The 24,368-nt window shown below is 74.4% G+C and carries 22 protein-coding genes; 7 read left to right on the top strand and 15 right to left on the bottom strand.

Annotation, left to right across the window (positions count from 1 at the left end; translation table 11 throughout):
• Nucleotides 1-300 precede the first annotated feature (300 nt).
• Nucleotides 301-1,155 carry a sugar phosphate isomerase/epimerase gene (locus tag KZX45_RS05665; protein WP_248256718.1) on the bottom strand — a complete coding sequence of 285 codons (855 nt, stop codon included), beginning with the start codon at nt 1,153-1,155 and terminating at the stop codon, nt 301-303.
• On the bottom strand, nt 1,152-2,039 hold the full coding sequence (locus KZX45_RS05660; protein WP_248256717.1) for a general stress protein: 888 nt from the start codon (nt 2,037-2,039) through the stop codon (nt 1,152-1,154). Before KZX45_RS05660 ends, KZX45_RS05665 begins: the two co-directional genes overlap by 4 nt.
• A 156-nt stretch (nt 2,040-2,195) precedes the next feature.
• Between KZX45_RS05660 and KZX45_RS05655 the strand changes: the two genes are divergently transcribed.
• The 3 genes from KZX45_RS05655 to KZX45_RS05645 are packed head-to-tail and all read left to right on the top strand — an operon-like array spanning nt 2,196 to nt 5,310.
• The gene (locus tag KZX45_RS05655; RefSeq protein WP_248256716.1) at nt 2,196-3,494 is read left to right on the top strand and encodes a magnesium transporter MgtE N-terminal domain-containing protein; all 1,299 of its coding nucleotides are present in this window, start codon (nt 2,196-2,198) and stop codon (nt 3,492-3,494) included.
• Nucleotides 3,487-4,119 carry a DUF1003 domain-containing protein gene (locus KZX45_RS05650; protein WP_248256715.1) on the top strand — a complete coding sequence of 211 codons (633 nt, stop codon included), beginning with the start codon at nt 3,487-3,489 and terminating at the stop codon, nt 4,117-4,119. Before KZX45_RS05655 ends, KZX45_RS05650 begins: the two co-directional genes overlap by 8 nt.
• A 48-nt stretch (nt 4,120-4,167) precedes the next feature.
• The gene (locus KZX45_RS05645; RefSeq protein ID WP_248256714.1) at nt 4,168-5,310 is read left to right on the top strand and encodes an Mrp/NBP35 family ATP-binding protein; all 1,143 of its coding nucleotides are present in this window, start codon (nt 4,168-4,170) and stop codon (nt 5,308-5,310) included.
• Nucleotides 5,311-5,359: 49 nt separating this feature from the next.
• On the opposite strand, the gene KZX45_RS05640 is transcribed toward KZX45_RS05645, so the two are convergent.
• The 4 genes from KZX45_RS05640 to sigE form a co-directional block, all read right to left on the bottom strand.
• The gene (locus KZX45_RS05640) at nt 5,360-6,043 is read right to left on the bottom strand and encodes a twin-arginine translocase TatA/TatE family subunit (protein ID WP_248256713.1); all 684 of its coding nucleotides are present in this window, start codon (nt 6,041-6,043) and stop codon (nt 5,360-5,362) included.
• Nucleotides 6,044-6,116: 73 nt separating this feature from the next.
• Nucleotides 6,117-7,865, bottom strand: coding sequence for a trypsin-like peptidase domain-containing protein (locus KZX45_RS05635; RefSeq protein WP_248256712.1), 1,749 nt, complete (start codon nt 7,863-7,865; stop codon nt 6,117-6,119).
• A gap of 32 nt (nt 7,866-7,897) precedes the next feature.
• Nucleotides 7,898-8,821 (bottom strand): anti-sigma factor, encoded by a 924-nt coding sequence (locus KZX45_RS05630; protein WP_248256711.1) that lies wholly within the window; start codon nt 8,819-8,821, stop codon nt 7,898-7,900.
• A complete protein-coding gene (gene sigE, locus KZX45_RS05625) occupies nt 8,818-9,513 on the bottom strand; it encodes an RNA polymerase sigma factor SigE (RefSeq protein ID WP_248256710.1) in 696 nt (231 codons plus the stop codon). The genes KZX45_RS05630 and sigE overlap by 4 nt, the downstream gene beginning before the upstream one ends.
• A gap of 85 nt (nt 9,514-9,598) precedes the next feature.
• Here sigE and KZX45_RS05620 point away from each other — a divergent pair, with 85 nt between their 5' ends.
• Nucleotides 9,599-10,276, top strand: coding sequence for an O-methyltransferase (locus KZX45_RS05620; protein ID WP_248256709.1), 678 nt, complete (start codon nt 9,599-9,601; stop codon nt 10,274-10,276).
• A gap of 22 nt (nt 10,277-10,298) precedes the next feature.
• Here KZX45_RS05620 and KZX45_RS05615 read toward each other — a convergent pair whose 3' ends face one another.
• From KZX45_RS05615 to KZX45_RS05595, 5 genes are all read right to left on the bottom strand, one after another.
• Entirely contained in the window at nt 10,299-11,924 is a 1,626-nt protein-coding gene (locus KZX45_RS05615; RefSeq protein ID WP_248256708.1) for a leucyl aminopeptidase family protein, read from the bottom strand.
• 90 nt (nt 11,925-12,014) lie between these two features.
• Nucleotides 12,015-12,182 (bottom strand): DUF3117 domain-containing protein, encoded by a 168-nt coding sequence (locus KZX45_RS05610; protein WP_248256707.1) that lies wholly within the window; start codon nt 12,180-12,182, stop codon nt 12,015-12,017.
• A 91-nt stretch (nt 12,183-12,273) separates the two neighbouring features.
• Nucleotides 12,274-13,095: a TIGR00730 family Rossman fold protein gene (locus tag KZX45_RS05605; protein ID WP_248256706.1), complete on the bottom strand. Its 822-nt coding sequence runs from the start codon at nt 13,093-13,095 to the stop codon at nt 12,274-12,276.
• Nucleotides 13,096-13,110: 15 nt separating this feature from the next.
• The gene (gene dapE / locus KZX45_RS05600) at nt 13,111-14,217 is read right to left on the bottom strand and encodes a succinyl-diaminopimelate desuccinylase (RefSeq protein ID WP_248256705.1); all 1,107 of its coding nucleotides are present in this window, start codon (nt 14,215-14,217) and stop codon (nt 13,111-13,113) included.
• An 86-nt stretch (nt 14,218-14,303) separates the two neighbouring features.
• Nucleotides 14,304-15,836, bottom strand: coding sequence for an NAD(P)H-quinone dehydrogenase (locus KZX45_RS05595; protein ID WP_374112552.1), 1,533 nt, complete (start codon nt 15,834-15,836; stop codon nt 14,304-14,306).
• Between the two features lie 169 nt (nt 15,837-16,005).
• On the opposite strand from KZX45_RS05595, the gene KZX45_RS05590 reads away from it, so the two are divergent.
• The 3 genes from KZX45_RS05590 to KZX45_RS05580 all read left to right on the top strand — a co-directional run bounded on the left by KZX45_RS05590 (nt 16,006) and on the right by KZX45_RS05580 (nt 20,540).
• Complete coding sequence (locus tag KZX45_RS05590; RefSeq protein WP_248256704.1) at nt 16,006-16,857, top strand: purine-nucleoside phosphorylase; 852 nt, start codon at nt 16,006-16,008, stop codon at nt 16,855-16,857.
• A 29-nt stretch (nt 16,858-16,886) separates the two neighbouring features.
• Complete coding sequence (locus KZX45_RS05585; protein WP_248256703.1) at nt 16,887-18,578, top strand: phospho-sugar mutase; 1,692 nt, start codon at nt 16,887-16,889, stop codon at nt 18,576-18,578.
• 180 nt (nt 18,579-18,758) lie between these two features.
• Nucleotides 18,759-20,540 carry an HNH endonuclease signature motif containing protein gene (locus KZX45_RS05580; protein ID WP_282453270.1) on the top strand — a complete coding sequence of 594 codons (1,782 nt, stop codon included), beginning with the start codon at nt 18,759-18,761 and terminating at the stop codon, nt 20,538-20,540.
• A gap of 114 nt (nt 20,541-20,654) precedes the next feature.
• Here the strand turns inward: KZX45_RS05580 and KZX45_RS05575 are convergent, their stop codons facing one another.
• The 4 genes from KZX45_RS05575 to KZX45_RS05560 form a co-directional block, all read right to left on the bottom strand.
• Complete coding sequence (locus KZX45_RS05575) at nt 20,655-21,509, bottom strand: aldehyde dehydrogenase family protein (RefSeq protein ID WP_248256702.1); 855 nt, start codon at nt 21,507-21,509, stop codon at nt 20,655-20,657.
• A complete protein-coding gene (locus KZX45_RS05570) occupies nt 21,506-22,996 on the bottom strand; it encodes an aldehyde dehydrogenase family protein (RefSeq protein ID WP_248256701.1) in 1,491 nt (496 codons plus the stop codon). Before KZX45_RS05570 ends, KZX45_RS05575 begins: the two co-directional genes overlap by 4 nt.
• A gap of 6 nt (nt 22,997-23,002) precedes the next feature.
• Nucleotides 23,003-24,010 (bottom strand): deoxyribose-phosphate aldolase, encoded by a 1,008-nt coding sequence (gene deoC, locus KZX45_RS05565; protein ID WP_248256700.1) that lies wholly within the window; start codon nt 24,008-24,010, stop codon nt 23,003-23,005.
• 124 nt (nt 24,011-24,134) lie between these two features.
• Complete coding sequence (locus tag KZX45_RS05560; RefSeq protein WP_248256699.1) at nt 24,135-24,362, bottom strand: hypothetical protein; 228 nt, start codon at nt 24,360-24,362, stop codon at nt 24,135-24,137.
• Nucleotides 24,363-24,368: the final 6 nt, after the last annotated feature.

The raw sequence follows: 24,368 nt of genomic DNA, 5'->3' as shown, positions 1-24,368 counted from the left end.
GCCACGATCGTGCGATCGACCGGACCGGGCGGAGTCACGCCCGCGACGACCGTGCGGTCTGTACCCGCTCGTCGTCGGCGTCGCCCCGCTCGGCGGCTGCCGTTCACCGGGAAGCCCCACTCGGGAGATCTCTCACCGGGGGTGGGGAACGGACCGCTGGCGGCCCGTCCGGCTCGGCCCCGACCGTCCCGCCACGCGGGACGACTCACGGGGCGCCGTCGGCACTTCCTGTGCCCTTGCCCTGCGAACAGCCAAGAAAGTACCACAGGAACATATCGGACAGTCCGTAAGTGCGGGAGGTCACCCCTCCTCGGGGGCGTCGGTCACGGGCCGCGGGCCCCTGGAGCCCTCCCCCGTCGCGAGGTGCGCGCGCGCGAAGCTCAGGGAGTCCGCGAGCGCGGTCCGCCGGCCGACGGCGGACATCTTGCGCGTGTTGACCTCCACGACGACGGCACCGTCGAACCCCCGTGCGCCGAGCATCTGCAGCACGTCCGCGCAGGGCTGCTCGCCCTGACCGGGCACGAGGTGCTCGTCCATGAAGCTGGCGGTGCCGTCCGCCAGGTGCAGGTGCGCGAGCCGGTCCCCCAGCTCGTCCGCCATCGCCAGCGCGGCGTCGGCGTCCATGCCGGCGGTGGCCGTGTGCGAGAGGTCGAGCGTGACGGAGCGGTAGTCGTGCTCGAGCGGGTCCCACCCGGGCAGGTAGGCCTGCATGGTCCGCTCGCGCTTCTTCGAGCGCGCACGCCAGGGGAACATGTTCTCGACGGCGAGCCGCATGCCGTCGAGCCGCTCCCGCTCGGCGATGGCACCGACGAAGTGCTCGGCGTAGGAACGCTGCCACCGGAACGGGGGATGCAGCACCACGACGTTCGCGCCGACGTCGTGCGCGAGCTCGGTCGCCCGGTCGACCTTGTCCCACGGGTCGTTGCCCCAGACGCCCTGGGTCAGCAGCAGCGTGGGAGCGTGGATGCTCAGCACCGGCTGCTCGTGCTCGTCGCTGAGCTCGCGCAGGCGACGCTCGTCCTGGCTGTCGGGGTCGCGCAGCACCATGACCTCGACGCCGTCGTACCCGAGCTGCTTCGCGAGGGCGAAGGTCTCGGCGACCCCACCGGGGTACACCGAGGATGTCGAGAGGCCGACCGGGATGCCGCGGGTCATCCCTGAGGGCCCGCCTGACCGGGCGCGTCGCCGTCCTTGCCCCTGTCGAGGTCCTCGAGGCGGAGTCCGTACCGGGGACGCTCGTCCGGCCGGGAGCCGAACTCGGTGGGCTTGGCGGGCGTCTCGTCGGGGGCGGGCGCCGCCGCTTCCTCGGGGGGCGCCGACGCCGGACGGTCCGCGTGGCGACCGGACTCCGCAGGGGGTGCCTGCTGCCCGTAGGGACCCGGCCGGCCCGTGGGCACCTGCTGCCCGTAGGGACCCGGCCGGCCCGTGGGCACCTGCTGCCCGTGGGGACCCGGCTGGCCCGTGGGCACCTGCTGCCCGTAGGGACCCGGCTGCCCGGTGCCGCCCTGCTGGCCGTACGGGCCCGCCGGCGTGGCCGACGGCGCGGGCCGCGTCCGGCCCTGGAACCCGCCCTCGGCGAGGAGCTGGCTGGCCTGGCCCGCGTGGCCGGGCTCGCACAGCACGGCGTAGCGGGAGGCGACCACCTGGCTGGCCGAGGTGAAGTCGCGCTTCCCGCCGGTGAAGGCGTAGGACACGATCGCGAAGAGGATCCCGAACGCGGCGCCGATGAGCACGCCCGCGAGGAGCGGGAACTCCCCGGACGGCGTGAAGACCCAGTACAGCAACGAGATCATGAGGCCGAACCAGGCCCCGCTCATCGCGCCGGCACCGGCGACGCGCGCGTACGTCAGTCGTCCGGTGATGCGCTCGACCAGGCGCAGGTCCGTCCCGACGATCGTGACGAGCTGGACCGGGAAGGCCTTGTCGGAGAGGTGGTCGACCGCCTTCTGGGCCTCGAGGTAGGTGGCGTAGGACGCGACCTCCACACCGGTGGGCATGGTGGGCACGGTTCCGCCCGGGGGCTTGCCGGTCAGTGACATGCCTCGATCTTCCTCTCTGGCGGCCGATGGCGCCAAGCCGCCCCGGCGGCGCGGCGCGCGGCCGGCCGGCCGGCGGCACCGTCGGGGCCGGCCCTCTCGTCACCGCGCCGGGCACGGACGCCGTGACGAGTGCGGGACCTGTCCTAGGCTGACGACGTGAACCAGCCGACCGCGCGCCCGAGCAGCACCAGCCGTGTGTACGTCGCACGGCTGAAGGGCACGGCCGTCTTCGACCCGCTGGGTGACCAGGTCGGCCGCGTCCACGACGTCGTCGTCGTCATGCGCCTCCGGGGCGCCCCCCGCGCCGTCGGCCTGGTGGTCGAGGTCAGCTCGAAGCGGCGGGTGTTCCTCCCCCTCACCCGCATCACGAGCATCGACGCCGGTGCCGTCATCACCACAGGCCTGCTGAACATCCGCCGATTCGCGCAGCGCGCCACGGAGACGCTCGTCGTCGCCGAGCTCCTCGACCGGCAGGTCTCCCTGAAGGACGGCTCGGGCACGGCGACGGTCGAGGACGTCGCGATCGAGCAGCAGCGCAACCGAGACTGGTACGTCACCAAGCTCTTCGTGCGGCGGTCGGGCCGCAGCGGCCTGGTCGGGCGGCGCGGCGAGGCCTTCGTCGTCGACGTGGACGACGTCACGGGGCTCGCGGGGACCCCGGAGCAGCAGGGCGCGACGGCGCTGCTCGCCACCCTGGTGGACCTGAAGCCTGCCGATCTCGCCGACGTCCTGCGCGACCTGCCGGAGAGCCGCCGCCTCGAGGTGGCGAGCGAGCTCAACGACGAACGCCTCGCCGACGTCCTCGAGGAGCTGGGTGAGGAGGACCGGGTCGCGATCGTCTCCGGGCTGGACCTGGACCGTGCCGCGGACGTCCTGGACGTGATGCAGCCCGACGACGCAGCCGACCTGGTCTCCGAGCTGCCGGTCGAGCGGGCGCGAGAGCTGCTCGAGCGGATGGAGCCGGACGAGGCGAAGGACGTGCGCCGGCTGCTGGCCTACGAGGAGCACACGGCCGGTGGCCTGATGACCACCGAGCCGCTCGTCCTCGGGCCCGAGGCCACGGTCGCCACCGCGCTCGCGCACGCCCGGCGTCAGGACGTCACCCCGGCGCTGGCGGCGATGATCTTCGTGGTCCGACCGCCGCTGGAGACGCCCACGGGCCGGTTGCTCGGCGTCGTCCACCTTCAGCGGGCGCTGCGCGAACCGCCCCACGAGCTCATCGGCGGGCTGCTCGACAAGGACGTCGACGCCCTGCTGCCGTCGGACGACATCGGCAAGGTCACCCGCCTGCTCGCGACCTACAACCTCACCGCCCTGCCCGTGGTGGACGAGGACCACCGCCTGCTCGGCGCGGTCTCCGTCGACGACGTGCTGGACCACCTGCTGCCGGACGACTGGCGCGAGGCGGACGAGGACGTCACCGACCGCGCCATGACGAGGACGGCACATGGCTGAGCGCCTGGACACCCCGCTCGAGGCGAAGCGGCGCTGGCGCCCGCGGGTCGACCCCGAGTTCTTCGGCCGCACCTCCGAGGGCATCGCCCGGTTCATGGGCACGCCCCGGTTCCTGCTGTGGCTGACGATCTTCTGCGCCGTGTGGCTGCTGTGGAACACGTTCGGGCCGACGCACCTGCAGTTCGACTCGGCCGCGCTCGGGTTCACGGCCCTGACGCTCATGCTCTCGTTGCAGGCCTCCTACGCGGCCCCGCTGATCCTGCTGGCGCAGAACCGGCAGGACGACCGTGATCGCGTCAGCGCCGAGCAGGACCGGCAGCGGGCGGAGCGGAACCTGGCGGACACCGAGTACCTGGCGCGAGAGATGGCGGCCGTCCGCCTCGCGCTCGGCGAGGTGGCCACCCGCGACTTCGTGCGCTCGGAGCTGCGCGGCCTGCTGGAGGACATCGTCGAGGAGCGGGAGGCACGCATCCGGGAGCTCGAGGCCGAGCTCGCCCAGATGGAGCGGGGGCGTCGGGACGACGACCGCGAGGCACGTCGGGACGACGACCGCGAGGCCCGCCAGGACGGTGGCCATGAGGGGCGCCGGGACGACGGCCGCGACGGCGGACCCCTGCGGGCCTGATCCCGTGTGACGTACCCCGCGGCCGGGCACGTCGCGGGGCCACCTACGATGGGGGGCATGAGTGCACCCAGCGTCGACGCTGTCCGGGCCGAACTGGTCAACGTCATGGACCCGGAGATCCGCCGTCCCATCACCGAGCTCAACATGGTCCGGTCGGTGGACGTCGAACCCGGCGGCCTCGTGGTGGTCGGCGTCGATCTGACGACGGCCGGCTGTCCGCTGAAGGACACGATCACGCGGGACGTGACGAACGTCGTCGGCGCCATCGAGGGCGTCTCGGGCGTCCGTGTCGAGATGGGCGTCATGACCGACGAGCAGCGCAAGGACCTGCGCACCATGCTCCGCGGCGGCGTCGCCGAGCCCGAGATCCCCTTCGCGAAGCCCGGCTCCCTGACCCGCGTCTACGCGGTCACCTCGGGCAAGGGCGGCGTCGGGAAGTCGTCGGTCACGGCCAACCTCGCGGCTGCCATGGCCGCCGACGGCCTCAAGGTGGGCGTCGTCGACGCCGACATCTACGGCTTCTCGATCCCCCGCATGCTCGGGGTCACGCACCCGCCGACCAAGGTCGACGACATGATCCTGCCGCCCGTGGCGCACGACGTGAAGGTCATCTCGATCGGCATGTTCACCCAGGACGGCCGCCCGGTCGTCTGGCGCGGGCCCATGCTCCACCGCGCCCTGCAGCAGTTCCTCGCCGACGTCTTCTGGGGCGACCTCGACGTGCTCCTGCTCGACCTGCCGCCGGGGACCGGCGACATCGCCATCTCGGTCGCGCAGATGCTCCCGAACTCGGAGATCCTCGTCGTGACGACCCCGCAGGTGGCCGCGGCCGAGGTGGCCCAGCGCGCCGGCGTCATCGCCGAGCAGACGCACCAGCACGTGGTCGGCGTCGTCGAAAACATGTCCTGGCTGGAGCAGCCCGACGGCGGACGTGTCGAGCTCTTCGGCTCCGGCGGCGGCGAGCGCGTCTCCACCGAGCTGGGGAAGACGCTGGGCTACGAGGTGCCGCTGCTCGCGCAGGTGCCGATCGAGCTCGAGCTGCGCGAGGGCGGCGACTCGGGCGTGCCCCTGGTGCTCCGCGAGAGCGGCAGCCCGGCGGCCGAGGCGCTGCTGTCGCTGGCCCGCTCGCTGTCCCACCGGGCGCGCGGTCTGGCGGGCCGCTCGCTCGGCATCAGCCCGGTCGCCCGCTAGGAACGTCCCGGTCTCCCGGACGGTACGACCGGGGCCCTGGCGTCCTGCGTCAGGTGGCCTCGTCGTCGAACGGGACGACGTAGGGCTCGTCGTCGGCTGCCGGTTCCACCGGCTCCTCGGCGAGCGCCGTCGCGGTCGGCGCAGCACCGCGGGCCTCGGCGAGCACCTGAGCGGGCGGGGTGACGGCGGCGACACGCGCAGCCGGCGCGGGCGCGGGTGTCGAGGGCGCAGGTGTCCCGGGTGCGGGTGTCGAGGGCGCAGGTGTCCCGGGCGCAGTCGTCCTCGGGGAAGTCTCGGTAGTGCGCGGTGCGGGCTCCACCACCTCAGGCTCAGGCCCGGCGGTCGAAGGCTGACCGTCGGAGGCCGAGACGCCCGCTGCGGCACCGCCGGCCACGGCGGCACCCGCGGCGGTCGAGCCGGTGCGGGTCTTCGTCGACGGGGAGGGCCGCCGTGCGGCGCGGGGGCGCGCGGGCCTGGCGGGTTCGTCGTCCTCCATCAGGGCCTCGCGCACGATCCGGCGGGGGTCGTACTGGCGCGGGTCGAGGGCGGCGAGGTCGTCGAACTCGGGCCCGAGCTCCTCCCGCACCTTCTCCTTGGCGCCCGTCGCGATCTTCTTCACCTCACGCGTGAGCCGGCCGAGCTGCTGGGCGAGCTCCGGCAGTCGTTCCGGCCCGATGAGGAGGAAGGCGAGCACGAGCAGGACGACCAGCTCACCCCCGTTGATCCCGAACACGGCCTCAGGATACGGCGCCGGGGACGGCCACCGTGCCGCCGTTCACCCCTCCACGGCCCACGGCCCCGGCGGCTCAGCCCGAGCTCTCCCCCAGAACCACGCTGACCTCCTCGACGCCGCTGCCGCGGCGCACCCCGAGGACCACGGTGTCGCCCGGCGCCTTGGACCGCACAGCGACGATGAGCTCGTCCGGGTCGGTCACCGGTCGCCCGTCGATGCTGACGATCACGTCACCCGGGCGGATGCCCGCCAGGTCCCCCGGCCCGCCGGGGACCACGGCGGGGTTGTCGTCGACGTCGTCCTCGAGCACCTGCACGCCCTCGCCCGTGTACCGGGTGTCCAGGGAGACGCCGATGACCGGGTAGGTGGCGCTGCCCGTCGCGATGATCTGCTCGGTGGTGCGCCGTACCTGGTTCGCTGGGATCGCGAACCCCAGCCCGATGCTGCCGGTGGCCGAGGCGGCGCCCGAGGCCTGCGCGATGGCGGTGTTGATGCCGACCACCTGGCCGCTGGCGTCCACCAGCGGGCCGCCGGAGTTCCCCGGATTGATGGCGGCGTCCGTCTGGATGGCGTTGATGAACGTCGTCGTGCCGCCGCCGCCCGCGGTGACGGGCCGGTTGAGGGCGCTGACGATGCCCGAGGTCACGGTGCCCTCCAGGCCCAGCGGCGCACCGACGGCGACCACGGTGTCCCCCACCGCGAGGGTGTCCGAGTCGGCCAGCACGAGCGGCTCGAGCCCGTCCCGGTCTACGCGGAGCACGGCGAGGTCGTAGTCCGCGGTCCGGCCGACGATCTCCGCCTCGTCCTCGCTGCCGTCGGGAAACCCGACGACGACGCGGCCGCCGTCCGCGGCCGTCTCGATCACGTGGTTGTTGGTGACGATGTAGCCGTCCTCGCGCAGCACGAGGCCGGTGCCGGAGCTGCCCTGCCCGTTCCCGCGGGCCTGGATGTAGACGGTGGAGGGCAGCACCGCCTCGGCGATGCCCGCCACCGAGTCGGGCGCCCGGTCGACGGCGGAGGCCGTCGGGAGGGTCTGCCCGCCCTGGCCGACCGCGAAGAACGACCGCGCGCCCAGCCCGCCGATGAGCATCCCGGCGAGGAGCGACAGGAGCACGAGCAGCACGACGATCCCGAGCGCGACCTGACGCTGCCGGCGCGGGGGCTTCTCGGCGCGCTCATGGCCGAAGAGGTCGCCGAGCCGCGTGGGCTCGGCCGTGCCGGCCGAGGAGCCCGGGAACGCGCCGGCGGTCCCGTCCGCGGGCGTGGGCGGAGCGTAGTACCCGGACCCGGGCACCGCCTGACCGGCCGCCGCCTGACCGGCCGCAGACTGCCCGGGCACCGCCTGACCGACCTGCGCGGGCTGGCCCGGCCACGGCTGGCCGGGCGCCTGCCGCACCGGCAGCGCGCGGGTGGCGCCGCCGTCGCCCACCGGCGCCCAGTACGGCGGGGGCCCGCCCGCGGCGGGCTGTCCACCTGCGGCAGGCTGGCCACCTGCGGCGGAGTGCGTGCCGGCGGCCGCGGTCGGAGTCACGGCGGTGGCGGTCGGTCCCTCGCCGTGTCGGTCGCCGCGCCGGGCGCTGCGGAAGGACCTCCGCGAGCGCGAGGGGACGCCGGCCGGAGGCGGCGCCGGCGACGTCGGACCGGTGGTCCGGCCCAGTGCGTGGTAGGCCTCGGGCTGCGGAGCGGGGGTGGGCGCGTAGTCGTAGCGGGTCCGCGCGGGGTTCGCGGGCGGTGCCTGCCCCGGGGCGGGCTCCGCCCCGTCCGCCGGTTCCTCGGCACGCCCCGGCCCGACGGGCGCGGCGGACTGCTCGTCGGGGGTCATGGGCGCTCCTTCCGGGCCTTGCGGGCCGGCCGTCACCGCGTCTGCACGAGCAGGTCGGTCCAGTCGACCAAAGTCTGCCAGCCGTGGTCGATCCGGTCTGCCACGCCGGAGCCCGGCGGCGTCGCCGGGAATGCGCCGGCCACCTCGTGGACGAGGTCGGGCGCGTCGCTGCTGGTGACGAGGACGGTGGTGCCCTCGCACTGGAGAACGACCGTCGTGCCGGGACCGGGCAGCGCGTGCACGCTGAAGTTCCCGACGTCGACCACCGGCAGGTTCGTGAGCGTCGCCGGCTCGAGCACCCCGCGCTTCTCCACCACGGTCGCGTGGTGGCCGTCCCGGACGATCTCGACGGTGAGGACCTGCTCCCCCGTCCCACCGGTGGTGCCGACGTGCTGGACGTCCACGTCGGCCGGCAGCGCGCCAGGCGCGGCCCAGCCGTTCTCACGCAGCCAGACCAGCGCCTCCTCCGTCGCGCTCGGTGCCTCCGCCAGGCGGATCGTGTCCGCGGTGACCATGAGCTGGACCGGCTCGTGCGCGGGTCCGGCGACCTCGGCGAGCATCGCCGCCGGGTCCCCGGTGCGCTGGTTGAGGGTGCCGACGACGACCAGGGCGCCCAGCACCCCCGCGGCCCCGACCAGGACGGCGGAGCCACGCACGACCGCACGCCGGCGCCCGCGACCGTGGGCGAGCGGCTCCCAGGCCCGCCCGACCAGGGCCCTGGCACCCTGCGGTGCCGGGGGCACCGGGGACTGGCCGAGCTGCATCAGGCGAGCGGTGAGGTCCTCGCTCGGACGCACGTCCCTGGCCTGCGCCAGGTGGCGGCGCGACGCCCGCTCCACCGCCACCAGGCCGGCGCAGTAGTCGCAGGTGACCAGGTGCACCATCGCGGCCTCGGCCCGCTCGGGCGGGAGCTGGCCGTCGACCAGGGCGCTGACGTCGTCGCGCAGGTGGCTCATCCGACCCCCTGCGCGGCGTGCACCGGGTTCGCGGCGGTGGCCGGGCGACGGTGGGCGAGCTGGTCGCGCAGCATCGCCCGCGCACGGTGGATCCGCGAGCGCACGGTGCCCATCTTGATGCCCAGGGTCGCCGCGATCTCCTCGTAGGAGAGTCCCTCGATGTCGCACAGCACCACGGCAGCACGATACTTCGGCGGCAGGGCGTCGAGGGCGGCCTGGACGTCGAGGTCGAGATGGGCGTGCTCGAACCCGCGCTCCGGCTCCCCGGAGTCGTGCGCCGCGGGCAGCCGCTCGGTCGCCTCCCCGATGGGGTCCATGCGCACCCGGGTGCGCCGCCTCGCCTGGTCGAGAAAGAGGTTGGTGGTGATGCGGTGGAGCCAGCCCTCGAAGTTGCCCGGCTCGTACTTGTGGAGCGAGCGGAACACGCGCACGAAGGTCTCCTGCGTGAGGTCCTCGGCGTCGGCCTTGTTCCCGGTCAGACGGTAGGCGAGGCGGTACACCCGGGGCGAGTGCTCCACGACGATCTGCTCCCACGAGGGCGGGGACCAGACGGGCGGCTCCCCGCCGTTGCCCGGGTGCGCTCCGCCGTCGGCCGCGGCGACCGGGGCCGCACCGTCGTCACCGGAGAACGCCCCGCCGTCGGCACCGGGGGCGCCGCGGTCGTCGTCGGTGGGGCGGTTGGCGTGAAGCATCGGGCGTCCTCGTTCCGTCATCGGTCCTCGCCATGGTACGGAGCGAACCTGAGGGGTACCTGGGAGCTGGGGACCCACCGGTAGCATGGCGGCTGCGGCAGTCGCCGCCGACCAGTCCGGGAGGCCCATCATCACCGCCGACAAGGCCCTGTCCTGGGCCTACACCGAAGAGTTCGTCACCGAGGACGACGCCGTCGTCGAGGCGCGGATGCGCGCCGAGGAGCTCGGCGTCCAGCCGGTCACCCCCGGCACCGGCGCCGCCCTGCGGTTCCTCGCCGCCGCCTGCCAGGCGCGCGCCGTCGCGGAGGTGGGGACGGGCACCGGCGTCTCGGGGCTCTGGCTCGTCGCGGGCATGGCCCCCGACGGCGTGCTCACCACCATCGACGTCGAGCCGGAGCACCAGCGCGCCGCCCGGGAGAGCTTCGCGGGCGCCGGCCTGCGCCCGGCGCGCACCCGGCTCATCGGCGGCCGGGCGCTGGACGTCCTGCCGCGCCTGGCGGACGGGGTCTACGACATGGTGGTCGTCGACGGCGACCCCACCGAGGCGGCCGACGACGTCGCCCAGGCCGTCCGGCTCCTCCGCCCCGGCGGGGTGCTCGCCGTCAACGCCGCCCTGTGGCACGACCGCGTCGCCGACCCCGCACGGCGCGACGAGGTCACCGTCGCGGTCCGCGAGCTCGGCAAGCAGGTGCGCGACGACGACCGCCTCGTCAGCGCGCTGCTGCCGAGCGGGGACGGGCTGCTGGTCGCCGTCCGGCGCTGAGCCGCGGGAGCGCTCGCCCGGGTCAGCCCGCCAGCTCCTCCAGCCAGCGCAGGAGCAGCCGGGCGCCGTGCCCGGTCGGCGCGTCCTTGGGCAGCTCGTGCGCACCCTTGCCGTTACGGGCCGGACCCGCGATGTCGAGGTGGGCCCACCGGGCGTCGCCCGCGAAGCGCTGCAGGAACAGCGCGGCGACGACGGACCCGCCGCCGACGTGGGGATCCGTCGCGGTGTGCGCGACGTCGGCTACGGCGGAGTCGAGCGCCGCGCGGTAGTCCTCCACCAGCGGCATCCGCCAGGCCCGCTCACCCGCCGCCTCCCCGGCGGCGAGCAGCTCGGCGGCGAGGTCGTCGGCCCCGGAGAAGAGCGCGGCATGGCCGAGCCCGAGCCCGCGCGCGGCGGCGCCGGTGAGCGTGGCGAGGTCGACCACGGCGTCGGCCCCCCGCGTGGCGACCGCCCACCCGAGCGCGTCCGCCAGGACCATCCGCCCCTCGGCGTCGGTGTTGGAGACCTCGACCGTGGTGCCGTCGAACGTGCGCACCACGTCCCCGGGCCGGTACGAACGACCGCCCATGGCGTTCTCGGCGAGCGGGAGCACCGCCGTGACGCGCACCGGGAGCCCGAGCTCCGCGGCCCCGAGCGTCGCGGCGAGGACGGCGGCCGCGCCGGCCATGTCCGTCTTCATCGGCACCATGGCCTCGCGCGGCTTGAGGGAGATGCCGCCGGTGTCGAAGGTGATGCCCTTGCCCACGAGCGCCACGTGCCCGCCGGCGCGGCGCGGGGCCCAGGTCACCACCACCAGGCGCGGGGGTGTGCGGGACCCGCCGCCGACGGCGAGCAGGGCCTCCATCCCCTGGCGCCGCAACCACGTCTCGTCGTGCACCTGCGCGGTGAGGGTCCCGCCGTCGGCCGGCGCGTCGCGGACGAGCCCGCCGATCACCTCCGCCAGCCAGACGGGGTTCTTCGTGCTCGACGGCGTCGCGGCGAGGAGGCGGGTCAGCCAGGTGGCGCGCGCGCCGGCCCGGGCGCGGGCGAGCACCGCCCCGGCCTCCGCCGTCGTCCCGGCGCGGCCCAGCAGCACGAGGCGATCGGCGGCGGGGCGGCCAGGAGCGGGAGTGCGACCGGTGCGGGGCATCCGGAAGGCGGAGAGGAGGAAGCCCTCCGCGAGGGCGCGCAGCGTCGCGGACGTCAGGTCCTCGCCCGCGCTGAGGGCCACGGTGCCCAGGCCCGCCGTGGCGCGGCCCAGGGCGAGGCCGGCGCGGCGCACGTCGTCGGCCGAGCCGCTCCCGACGCCGACCAGCACGATCGTGCCCGGCAGCCCCTTCCAGGGCAGGTCGACCACGCCGGGCAGGACCCGCGGGAGCCGGACGAGAGCGGTGGAGCCCGCCCGCCCGCTCAGCTCGGCCCGCTCGGCCTCGGCGAGCAGGTCGATGCCGTAGAGCGCGGCCACGTCGGCGGCCCCGCCTCGGGGCTGAAGGTCCTCCTCGCCCGGAACGGGCGGTGCCACGGGGACCGCCAGCGCGTCCGGCACCGGGTCCGCCCACCGGCCGCCGTCGCGCGGGTGCGTCGGACGTTCGTCGAGGATGACGATCTCGGGCAGGACGATCTCCGGCAGGACGACCTCCGGCGGTGCGGACTCCGGCAGCGAGGGCACGATCGGGCTCCGTGTGAGAAGGGGGGGAGGACCGACTTCGGCCGGCCAGCGTCGCTGGCCGGCCGGAGGTCGGTACGGTGGTGCGGGTCCTCAGACGGCGACGGCGCCGAGCGCCTCGCTCAGCTCGCCGGCCTCGGCCGGGGTGAGCTCGACGACGAGTCGGCCGCCTCCCTCGAGCGGGACGCGCATGACGATGCCACGGCCCTCCTTGGTCACCTCGAGCGGTCCGTCTCCGGTCCTCGGCTTCATCGCGGCCATGTGGTGTCCCCTCTTCTCCCTGGATCCTCGACCACCCCGCACAGGGCGGACCCCGCCGAACCGGCAGGGTGATCACTGCGTCCAGTTTAGATCACTCGGCCGCTCCGCCCGCCTCTTCCGCGGCTGCGGCCTGCGCTTCTGCCTCCTTGGCGAGCTGCGCCATGCCGGTCAGGACCCCGTCGACGGCCTCCTCGGCGGTGTCCACGACGGGCACGAGCTCGAGGTCGGCGGCGCTGATGGTGCCACGGGCGAGCATCGAGTCCCGCAGCCAGTCGATCAGCCCTCCCCAGTAGGAGGACCCGACCAGCACGATCGGGAACGAGGAGACCTTCTGCGTCTGGACCAGGGTGAGCGCCTCGAAGAGCTCGTCCATGGTGCCGAAACCGCCGGGCAGCACCACAAAACCCTGCGAGTACTTCACGAACATCGTCTTGCGGGCGAAGAAGTAGCGGAAGTTCACGCCCAGGTCGACCCACTGGTTCATGCCCTGCTCGAACGGCAGCTCGATGCCCAGGCCCACGGAGACGCCGTCGGCCTCGCACGCGCCCTTGTTCGCCGCCTCCATCACGCCGGGGCCACCGCCGGTGACCACGGCGAACCCCGCCTCGACCAAGAGCCGCCCGACGTCCTCGGCCAGCTCGTACTCGGGCTCACCCGGGCGCACCCGCGCCGAGCCGAAGACCGAGATCGCGGGCCCGAGCTCGGCGAGCGCACCGAAACCCTCGACGAACTCGGACTGGATCCGCATCACCCGCCACGGGTCCTGGTGGAGCCAGCTGATGTCCTGCTCGGGCGCCAGCAGCCGGGCGTCGGTCGTCTCCTGGGGGATCAGGTCCCGACGCAGCAGGACGGGGCCCCGTCGATAGCTCCGGGAGCTGTCGTGGGCATGGTTGTTGCGGACCTCGCGTGTCATGAAGTCCATTCTCCTCTACGCCAGCCAGGCCTGCAGTGCCCTGGCGCACGTGCGGACCTGCTCGACGTCGCACCGCTCGTCGTCGGCGTGGGCGAGCATCGGGTCCCCGGGGCCGAAGTTGACGGCCGGGATGCCGAGCTCGGCGAACCGGGCGACGTCGGTCCAGCCGTACTTCGGGCCCGGCGCGCCGCCGGTCACCGCGGTGACCGCCTCGACGAACCCCTGGACGAGCGGGTCGTCCAGGCCGGGGCGGGCGCCGCCGGCGAGGTCGGTGACGGTGACGTCGTAGCCCTCGAAGACCTGCCGGACGTGCGCCTCGGCCCCGGCCGGGTCGAGCGACGGCGCGAAGCGGTAGTTGACCGTGACCACGCACGAGTCGGGGATCATGTTGGCGGCGATCCCCCCCGTGATGCCGACGGCGTTGAGGCCCTCCCGGAAGACGAGCCCGTCGACGTCGACGTCGCGCGCCCGGTAGGCGTTCAGCCGGTCCAGGATCTCGCCGGCCGCGTGGATGGCGTTGACCCCGCGCCAGCCGCGCGCCGAGTGGGCGGTGCGTCCGGTGGTGCGGATCTCGGCGCGCAGCGTGCCGTTGCAGCCGCCCTCGATGCCGCCGGCGGTGGGCTCGCCGAGCACAGCGAGGTCGCCCTCGAGCCAGTCCGGGTGGTTGCGCACCAGCCTGCCGAGCCCGTTGAGGGCGGAGGCCACCTCCTCGTGGTCGTAGAAGACCCAGGTCACGTCCCAGCGCGGCTCCCGCAGCACCGCCGCGAGGTGGAGCGCAACGGCCACGCCGCCCTTCATGTCGACGGTGCCGCGGCCCCACAGCTCCTCGGCGCCGCCCTCGGCCCTGACGAGCCGGGTGGGCAGGTTCGACGCGATCGGGACGGTGTCGATGTGACCGGCGACGACGACCCGTCGCTCGCGGCCCAGGCGCGTGCGGGCGACGACGGCGTCGCCGTCGCGCAGGACCTCCAGGTGCGGGTGCGCCCGAAGCGCCGCCTCGATGGCGTCGGCGAGGGCGCGCTCGTCCCCCGAGACCGACGGGATGTCGCAGACCGCCGCGGTGAGGGCGGCGACGTCGCCGGTGAGGTCGGGCAGGGCGGGTGCGGAGGTCGGGGCGGCCATGAGAAGACCCTACGGCCAGGCCTCCCCCGCCTCCTCGGCCGGGTGGCGCCCCGCCGTGTCCCGGTGCCCGCGCGGCGCCCGCCTCGTCAGGCCAGGTGCAGCGTCCTGGCCGCCTCCGAGATGGACCCGGTGAGCGAGGGGTAGATGGTGAAGACGTTGGCCAGCTGGTCCACGGTGAGCCGGTGCGAGACGGCGATGGTGATCGGGTAGATCAGCTCGCTCGCGCGCGGGGCCACGATCACGCCGCCGATCACCACGCCCGACGAACGCTCGGAGAAGAGCTTGATGAAGCCCTCCTTGATGCCGAGCATCTTGGCCCGCGGGTTGCGCGCGACGGGCAGGCGGGTGATGGCGCCGTCGACCTCGCCGGACTCGATCTGCTTCTGCGTCACGCCGATGGTGGCGATCTCGGGCGCGGTGAAGATGTTCGCGGCGACGGTGCTCAGGTCCAACGGCGCGACTGCGTCGCCGAGGGCGTGCCACATCGCGATGCGGCCCTGCATGGCGGCCACGGAGGCCAGCGGCAGCACGCCGGTGCAGTCGCCGGCGGCGTAGATGCGGAAGGCCCGGGTGCGCGAGACCCGGTCCACCTTGATGTGCCCGGTCTCGGCGAGCTCCACGCCCGCCTCCTCCAGGCCGAGACCTGCGGTGGCCGGCACGCCCCCGACGGCGACCAGGCAGTGGGACGCCTCGACGACCCGGCCGTCGGCGAGCTCGACCTCCACGCCGTCACCGGTGCGGCGCACCGCCGCGGCGCGCGAGCGGGACAGCACCGTCATGCCCCGGCGGCGGAAGACGCCCTCGATGAGCTCGGCGGCGTTCTCGTCCTCGCCCGGGAGCACCCGGTCGCGGGAGGAGACGAGCGTGACCGTCGCGCCGAGCGCGTTGTAGGCGCCGGCGAACTCGGCCCCGGTGACGCCGGAGCCGACCACCACGAGGTGCTCGGGGATCTCGGTCAGGTTGTACATCTGTGCCCAGGTGAGGATGCGCTCGCCGTCGGGCTGGGCGGTCGGCAGCACCCGCGGGGTGGCGCCGGTGGCGACGAGGATGATCTCGGCCACCAGCTCGCGCTCGCCGCCGTCGGTCAGCTCCACGTGGACCAGGCGGGTGCCCTCCGCGCTGATCGTCGGCCCCACCCGCCCGGTGCCGGAGACGATCTCGATCCCCTCCTTCTCGAGGCGGGCCCGGATGTCCTTGGACTGCTTCTTCGCGAGGCGCATCACGCGCTGGTCGACGACGTCCATGTCCGCGCGCAGGGCCCCGGGATCGCCGTCGGGCCCGCCGTCGGCGCCGATGCCGAGCTCCCCGGCCTGCTCGGTGACGGTGAGCCACTCCGCCGTGGCGATGAGGGTCTTGGAGGGGACGACGTCGGTGAGCACGGCGGAGCCGCCCATGCCCTGCCGCTCGACCACCTGGACGGTCGCGCCGAGCTGGCTGGCCACGAGGGCCGCCTCGTAGCCGCCGGGGCCGCCGCCGATGATGACCACCCGCGACCCCTCGCGCACCGGCGAGGCGCCGGCGCCGTGGTCACGGCGGTGGTCGTGCTCGGTGTGGGCGGCACCGGGCTGCTCGACGGAGGGGGGCGGGACGGGTCCGGAAGTGGTGCTCACCCGACGCATTCTGCCCGTCCCGGTCGCCGGGCGCCCCTTCCGGGCCGGAGGAACCGCCGGGCGGGGGCCGCGGGGAACGCCGCTGCCCGTCGGCCAGGTGGGAGCTCCGCCGGCGCGGGCATGAGCCGCTCCGCCGTCGTCGCCGGTAACGGGCCGGGACTCGCGATAACGTCGGACCATGGACCACGCCGCGTACGACGCCCCCGCTGGTGCCGACCTGGACGCCCCCGCGACCGACCCCTTCGCCGTCGCCCGTGAGGCGGCCGAGCTGCTGGCGCGGAGGACCGGGGTCGAGCGGCACGACGTCGCCCTCGTCCTGGGCTCCGGGTGGGGCGGGGCCGCCGACCTGCTCGGGGAGAAGGTCGCAGAGATCCCTGCGGTCGAGCTGCCCGGCTTCAGCGCACCCGTCGTCGTCGGGCACGGCGGGACCCTGAGCTCGGTGCGCATCGAGGGCACGGACCGGCACGCACTGGTGCTCGGCGCGCGCACGCACTTCTACGAGGGCCTGGGCGTGCGTCGCGTGGCCCACGGCGTGCGGGTCGCGGCCGCTGCCGGCGCCTCGAGCGTCGTCCTGACGAACGGCTGCGGCGGGCTCAACCCGGAGTGGGCGCCCGGGACGCCGGTGCTCATCAGCGACCACATCAACCTGACCGGGGCGTCCCCGCTCGAGGGTGCGACCTTCGTCGACCTGACCGACCTGTACTCCTCGCGGCTGCGCCAGATCGCCCGCGACGTCGACCCCTCCCTCGCCGAAGGGGTGTACGTGCAGTTCCGCGGTCCGCACTACGAGACCCCGGCCGAGGTCCAGATGGCCCGACGCATCGGCGGCCACCTCGTCGGCATGTCGACGGCGCTCGAGGCGATCGCCGCCCGTCACGCCGGGCTGGAGATCCTGGGGATCTCCCTGGTCACCAACCCTGCGGCGGGCATCTCGCCCGAGCCGCTCTCGCACGAGGAGGTCCTCGAGGCCGGCCGCGCCGCCGGCCCGCGGATCTCCCGCCTGCTCGCGGACATCGTCCGCAGCCTGTGAAGCACGACGTCCCGAGGAGAACCGACACCATGACTGTCACCGCCGACGAGGTCCGCGCCTGGATCGCCGCCGATCCGGACGAGCGCACCCGCACCGAGCTGGCCGAGCTGCTCGAGCAGGCCGCCGGCACGGGCGAGGAGGCCGCCGCCGCGCAGGCCGACCTCGACTCGCGGTTCTCCGGCCCGCTGGAGTTCGGCACCGCCGGCCTCCGCGGCGAGCTGGGGGGCGGGCCGCACCGGATGAACCGGGCGGTCGTCATCCGGGCCGCCGCCGGCCTCAGCGACTTCCTGGCGCGGGAGGTGGGCCGCGACTTCACCGTCGTCATCGGCTACGACGCCCGCTACGGCTCAGCACGGTTCGCGAAGGACACCGCCGCTGTCGTCACCGCCGCGGGCGGTCGCGCCCTGCTCCTGCCGGCGCCGCTGCCGACGCCGGTGCTCGCGTTCGCCGTCCGCCACCTGGGAACCGACGCCGGCGTGATGGTGACCGCGTCGCACAACCCGCCTCAAGACAACGGGTACAAGGTCTACCTGGGAGGCCGTGCCGTGACGGGCGCCGGCCAGGGCGCCCAGATCGTCCCGCCCTACGACGCGCGGATCGCCGAGCGCATCGCCGCCGCCCCCGCGGCCACCGACGTGCCACTCGCCGACGGGTGGGAGGTGCTCGGCCACGAGGTGCACGAGGCGTACCTGCAGCGCGTGGCCTCGCTCCTTCCCCCGCGGCACACCCGCGAGGTGCGCATCGTCTACACCCCCATGCACGGCGTGGGCGGGGCGACGGCGGTCGAGGCGCTTCGCCGGGCGGGCTTCGGCGACGTCCACGTGGTGCCCGAGCAGGCGAAGCCGGACCCGGACTTCCCCACGGTCGCCTTCCCGAACCCCGAGGAGCCCGGTGCGCTCGCCCTCGCCCTCGACCGGGCGCGGGCCGTCGACGCCGACCTGGTGATCGCGAACGACCCGGACGCAGACCGCTGCACCATGGCGGTACCCGACCGCAACCAGGTCGGCGGGTGGCGCCAGCTGACCGGGGACGAGATCGGCGCGCTGCTCGGCGAGCAGACCGCCGTCGCGGCGGCGTTCGCCGGCCGCGGCGTGCTCGCGAGCTCCGTCGTCTCCTCGCGGATGCTCGAGCGGATCGCGGAGTCCCACGGCCTGGAGCACCGCACGACGCTCACGGGCTTCAAGTGGATCGCCCGGACCGAGGGCCTCGTCTTCGGCTACGAGGAGGCCATCGGGTACTGCGTCGACCCCGAAGCGGTGCGGGACAAGGACGGCATCTCGGCCGCCGTGCGGATCGCCTACCTCGCCGCCCAGCTCAGGGACCGCGGAGAGTCGTTCCTCGACGCGCTCGACCACCTCGCCCGGCGGCACGGTGTCCACGAGACCAGCCAGGTCTCGGTCCGCGTCTCGGACCTGTCGCTCATCGCGGACACCATGGCTCGGCTGCGCGCCGGCGGCCCCACCACCCTGGCCGGGGCCCCGGTGGTGACGACGACGGACCTGGCGGCCGGCTCGGCGGACCTGCCGCCGACGGACGGGCTGCTCTACCTCACGGCCGCGGGCGACCGGGTGATCATCCGACCCTCCGGGACCGAGCCAAAGCTCAAGTGCTACCTCGAGGTCGTCGTGCCGTCGAGCCCCGACGTGACCACCGCCCGGCACACCGCCGCCGTGCGCATGGACCTGCTGCGGGCGGACGTGGCGGCCGTCGTCGCCATGTAGGCGCTGGCCGGCACGGCTTCGCTCTGGTGGGTGCGTGACGCCAGGACCGGCAGCACGCGCTCCGCGCCCCGTGCCGGGTTCGTCCGCACGCCCTCGACTCCTCTTGCTTCTGTGCCTCGTTCTCCACAGGTCTGACTCGGCTGTCGGCGGATGTCAGTGGCCCGCTTTAGTGTTGGACGCATGTTCGAGGACGAGATCGATGGGGCGGGCGGCGACCCTGTTGTCGGCGCCGCGGGCGTTCTCGTGTCCGAGGTCGAGCGGGTCTACGCCCGTGTGCTGGCCGACTGGGCGGCGGCCGGTGAGGTCACCACGGTCGTGGTCGGGGACGGTGCGTCCCGGTTCGAGCTGTACCCGCCGGCCCGACGGCGCACGGTCCTGCCCGTCCCCGGCGGGACCGTCCGACCCGTGGTCGGCGCGGATGCCTCGCCCGACCCCGACACACCCGCCGCCACAGACGACTCCGCTGTCCCGGGTGCGCTCGCTGTACCGGGCGGCCCTGCTGAATCGGTGCCGTGGTGGGCGGCGGTGCCCACCGGTGCGGCCCCTGTCCCCGCGGCTGCGCCGCCCGGGCCGGGGGATCCGGCGCTGGGCGTGGCGCTGGGACGGGGGCTGGTGGACGGGGAGGCCGACGCGGCCGGGGCCACCGTCCTGGAGGCGCTGCCCGGCGGGGCACCGCTCGCGGTGCTGCTGGCGCCGCTGGTTCCCGGGGAGCTCGGGGCGGCGACCCTGGTCGAGACGATCGCCGGGTACGAGCGGATCGCGTCCTGGGCCATCGCCCGGCAGGCCGAGCACGTGCGGGAGCTGACCGACCGCCAGGGCGCCTCCTCCAAGGCCGCCGAGCAGGCCGCCGCGGAGATCGGCGCCCGGCTGGGCTCGACCCCCGCGGTCGGCTCGGCCAAGGTCAACCTCGCCGCCGCCCTGGACACCTACCCCGAGGTCGCAGACGCCCTGGCCACCGGGCGCATCGACACCCGCAAGGCCAACATCCTGGCCACCACCGAGCCAGGGCTGAGCGTGCGCGAGCACCGCCGGGTGGTCACCGGCCTGCTCAAGGACGCCGACCGGGTGCCCGGCCCGCGGCTGCGCCGGCGGATCCGGGCCGCGGCCCTGTCGGTCAACCCCGACGCCGGGCGGGAACGGCGCAAGAAGGAGCACGCCGCCCGCCAGGTCACCCTGACCCCGGCCCCGGACGGGATGGCCTGGATCACCGCGTTCCTGCGCGCCGACGCCGCCCGCACCGTCAAGGTCGCCCTGGACGCCCTGGCCGAGGCCGCCGTCGCCGACACCGACCCCGGTCAGGACCCGCGGACCCGGGACCAGGTCCGCGCCGACGCCTTCGTCGACCTCTTCACCGCCGTCCTGGACCGCGGCGTCGACCTCGCGGGCCACCCCCTGCCCACCGGGACCCCGGCCCGGGCCGGGGCGCAGATCACCGTCGGAGCCGGCACGCTGCTCGGCCTGGACGAGGCGGCCGGCTACCTCGCCGGGTACGGGCCGATCCCGGCCGAGCTCGCCCGCGAGATCGCCCAGGACGCGACCTGGCGGGCCCTGTTCACCGACCGCGACGGCCACTTCGCCGGCCTGTCCACCCGCGCCTACCGGCCCGGCGCCGAGCTGTCCCGGACCGTCCGCGCCCGCGACGTCACCTGCACCTTCCCCGGCTGCACCCGCCCCTCCATCGTCTGCGACCTCGACCACCGCATCGCCTACGACCCCGCCATCGCCCACCTCGTCAAGCAGACGTCCGCCTGCAACCTCCACCCCCTGTGCCGGCGCCACCACAACCTCAAGACCACCCGACGCTGGCACGTCCGCCGCGAGCGCGACGGCACCCTGCTGTGGATCCCCGCCCGCACCCGCCACCGCTACCGCCACACCCCCGACCCGCCCGCCGGCACCCCGGCCGCCGTCGACCCCTGGGCCACCATCAACGCCACCACCGGCACCGACCCGCCCTACTGACCCCCGGCCCGTCACACGGCAGGAGCCGACGCACACCCGTGCGCCGGCCCCTCGCCATGTCCGCTCACCGTCGGGTCATGCCCACGGACCTGAGGCATCCCGACGTCGTGCCCGTCAGAGCATGCCCTTGGGGTGCCAGACGGTCTTCGTCTCGGTCAGGGAGGTGATCCGGCCGAGCGAGGGTGCGGGCACTCCATCGACGGGCGGAAGCACCCGCTTGAGAGTCTCGGCGGCGGCGATCTCCAGATCGACCCAGTCCAGCGCCCCGGCGCCCGCGAGGTCGAGGGCGTTGACGTCGGCGTGCGCGGCGAGCCACGGCGCAATCTCGGCGGGCGAGCCGGTGAGGACGTTGACCACGCCACCGGGCACGTCCGAGGTGGCCAGCACCTCCGAGAGGCTGATGGCCGAGAGCGGCGCGGCCTCGGACGCGACGACCACCACCGTGTTGCCCGGCACGAGCGCCGGCGCCACCACGGAGACAAGCCCGAGCAGGGCCGACTCCTGCGGGGCCACGACCGCGACCACGCCGGTCGGCTCGGGTGCCGAGAGGTTGAAGTACGGCCCCGCCACGGAGTTGGCGTTCCCCGCCACCTGCGCGTACTTGTCGGCCCAGCCGGCGTACCAGACCCATACGTCGATGGCCGAGTCCACCTGGGCGGCCGCCGCCGCGGCGCCGACGCCCTCGGTCTCGCGGACCTCCTCGACGAACTGGGCCCGGCGGCCCTCGAGCAGCTCGGCGATCCGGTACAGCACCTGCCCCCGGTTGTACGCCGTCGCGCCGGCCCACCCCGGCTGGGCGGACCGTGCCGCGCGGACGGCGTCGCGGGCGTCCTTGCGGCTCGCGCGGGACGCGTTGGCGAGGAACCGCCCGTCCGACGTCGTCACCTCGTAGGTCCGCCCGCTCTCGGAGCGGGGGAACTTCCCGCCCACGAACAGCTTGTACGTCTTCGGCACCGCCAGGCGGGTCATCGCACCGACTCCTTCGTGGTCGCAACGCGCAACGTCCGCCCGACCGTCTCCGCCGAGGGCTCCAGGTAGGCGGCGAGCCCGTGCCGCCCGCCCTCACGGCCGTAGCCGGACTCCTTGTAGCCGCCGAACGGGGACGCCGGGTCGAACCGGTTGAAGGTGTTCGCCCACACGACACCGGCGCGGAGCTGGTCGGCGACGGCGAGGATCCGGCTGCCCTTCTCGCTCCAGATCCCGGCCGACAGGCCGTACGGGGTGTTGTTCGCCTTCTTCACCGCCTCGGCGGGCGTGCGGAACGTCAGCACCGACAGCACGGGGCCGAAGATCTCGTCCCGGGCGATGCGGTGCGAGGTGGAGACGTTCGTGAAGATCGTCGGCGCGTACCAGAAGCCGTTCTCGGGGATCGTGCACGGCGCCGTCCACCGCTCCGCACCCTCCTCCTCGCCGATGCGCGAGAGGGTGCGGATCCGGTCGAGCTGCTCGGCGGAGTTGACCGCCCCGATGTCGGTGTTCTTGTCCAGCGGGTCGCCCAGCCGCAGGGTGGACAGGCGGTCCTTGAGCCGCTCGACGACGTCGTCGTGGATGTTCTCCTGGACCAGCAGGCGCGAGCCGGCGCAGCACACGTGGCCCTGGTTGAAGAAGATGCCGTTGACGATGCCCTCGACGGCCTGGTCGAGAGGTGCGTCGTCGAAGACGATGTTGGCCGCCTTCCCGCCCAGCTCGAGCGTGACCTTCTTGCCCGTCCCCGCCACGGACCGGGCGATCGACCGCCCCACGGCGGTGGAGCCGGTGAACGCCACCTTGTTCACGTCCGGGTGGTTGACGAGCGCCTCGCCGGTCTCGCCGGCACCGGTGATGATGTTGACGACCCCGGGCGGCAGGTCCGCCTGCTGGAGGATCTCGGCGAACAGCAGCGCCGTCAGCGGGGTGGTCTCCGCAGGCTTGAGCACGACGGTGTTCCCCGCCGCGAGCGCCGGCGCGATCTTCCACGCCAGCATCAGCAGGGGGAAGTTCCACGGGATCACCTGCGCGGCGACCCCCAGGGACCGCGGAGCTGGCCCGAGCCCGGCGTGGTCGAGCTTGTCGGCCCACCCGGCGTAGTAGAAGAACCACGCCGCGACCAGCGGGACGTCGACGTCGCGGCTCTCCTTGATCGGCTTGCCGTTGTCCAGGCTCTCGGCGACGGCGAGCTCGCGCGAGCGCTCCTGGACGAGGCGCGCGATGCGGAAGAGGTACTTGCCGCGGTCGGTGCCGCTCATGCGGGACCAGGTCTTCCCGTAGGCCCGGCGGGCGGCCGCGACGGCCCGGTCGACGTCGGCGGCGTTCGCCGCGGACACGGTGGCGATGTGCTGCTCCGTCGCGGGCGAGATCGTCGCGAAGGACGAGCCGGCCGCATCGACGAACTCGCCGTCGATGAAGAGCCCGTAGGACTCGCGCAGGTTGAGGATCGCCGTGGACTCCGGCGCGGGGGCGTAGTCGAGGAAGCTCATGTGACCTCAGTCGATCGTGACGTAGTCGGGGCCGGAGTAGTGGCCGGTGGTGACGCGCTGGCGCTGGAGCAGGACGTCGTTGAGCAGGCTCGAGGCGCCGAACCGGAACAGGTGCGGGTCGAGCCACTGCTCCCCCACTGTCTCGGCGACAGTGACCACGTACTTGATGGCGTCCTTGGAGGTGCGGATCCCGCCGGCGGGCTTGACGCCGATCCTCTCGCCGGTGAGCCGGTGCCAGTCGCGTACCACCTGCAGCATCAGCAACGTGACCGGGAGTGTCGCCGCGGGCGACACCTTCCCGGTGGAGGTCTTGATGAAGTCGCCGCCCGCGAGGATCGCCAGCCAGGAGGCGCGCCGGACGTTGTCGTAGGTCGCCAGCTCCCCGGTCTCGAGGATGACCTTGAGGTGCGCGTACGTGCCGTCCGGGCGCCGGCAGGCCTCCTTGACGGCGACGATCTCGTCGAAGACCTTCCCGTAGCGCCCCGAGAGGAACGCCCCCCGGTCGATGACCATGTCGATCTCGTCGGCGCCCGCGGCGACGGCGTCGGCGGTGTCCGCGAGCTTGACCTCGCGCGAGGCGCGCCCGCTGGGAAAGGCGGTCGCGACGGCGGCCACGTTGATCCCGCCGGCGTCCAGTCCCTTCAACGGGCCGAGGGCCTCGACGGCGGCCGGGACCATGTCGCCGTAGACGCACACTGCCGCGGGGTGGGGCGTGGACGGGTCGGAGGGATCGGGGTTCACCGCCTTGGCGACGAGGGAGCGCACCTTCCCGGGAGTGTCGGCGCCCTCGAGGGTGGTCAGGTCGATGAGGGAGATGACCCTGTCGAGGGCCCACGCCTTCGAGGTCGTCTTGATTGACCGCGTCCCCAGCCCGGCGGCCCGCTGGTCCAGCCCGACCGCGTCCACGCCCGGCAACCCCTCGAGATGCAGGCGCAGGCTCTTCTCGGTCAGGTCGGTGCCGAGCACCTGCACGGCCCTGGCGGCCGGCGCCAGGGCGGCCGTCTGCAACGTCATCGTTCCTCCACCTGCTTGGGGGCCACGCACGGTGGGAGACACCGTACGGGCAGGACGAGCGTCGGCGGGACGCCGGACGCCCGGTGCCCCGCCGCCCGTGGGGAGGCGGCGGGGCACCCGGTAGCTAGAACTCCTCCGCGGCCTCGCCCTCGTCGCCCTCCTCGTCCATGCCGGGCACCTCGGTGAGCTGCTCAGCGACGTCCGCGTGGTCGGCCTCGCGCGTGGCCGAGACGAGGTCAGGGTCGGGCTCGTACTCCTCGGGCAGGTCGGCCGGGTCCTCGGTGACGAGGTGGTCCTCCGCCAGGGTCTCCGGGTCCAGCTCGATGGCGGTGCTGTCGGGCTGCTCGCTCATTGCTCC

Source organism: Georgenia sp. EYE_87 (genome assembly GCF_023148685.1).
GTDB lineage: Bacteria > Actinomycetota > Actinomycetes > Actinomycetales > Actinomycetaceae > Georgenia.
Note: the sequence above shows the minus strand (reverse complement) of the source record. Positions and strands in the feature narration are given on the sequence as shown.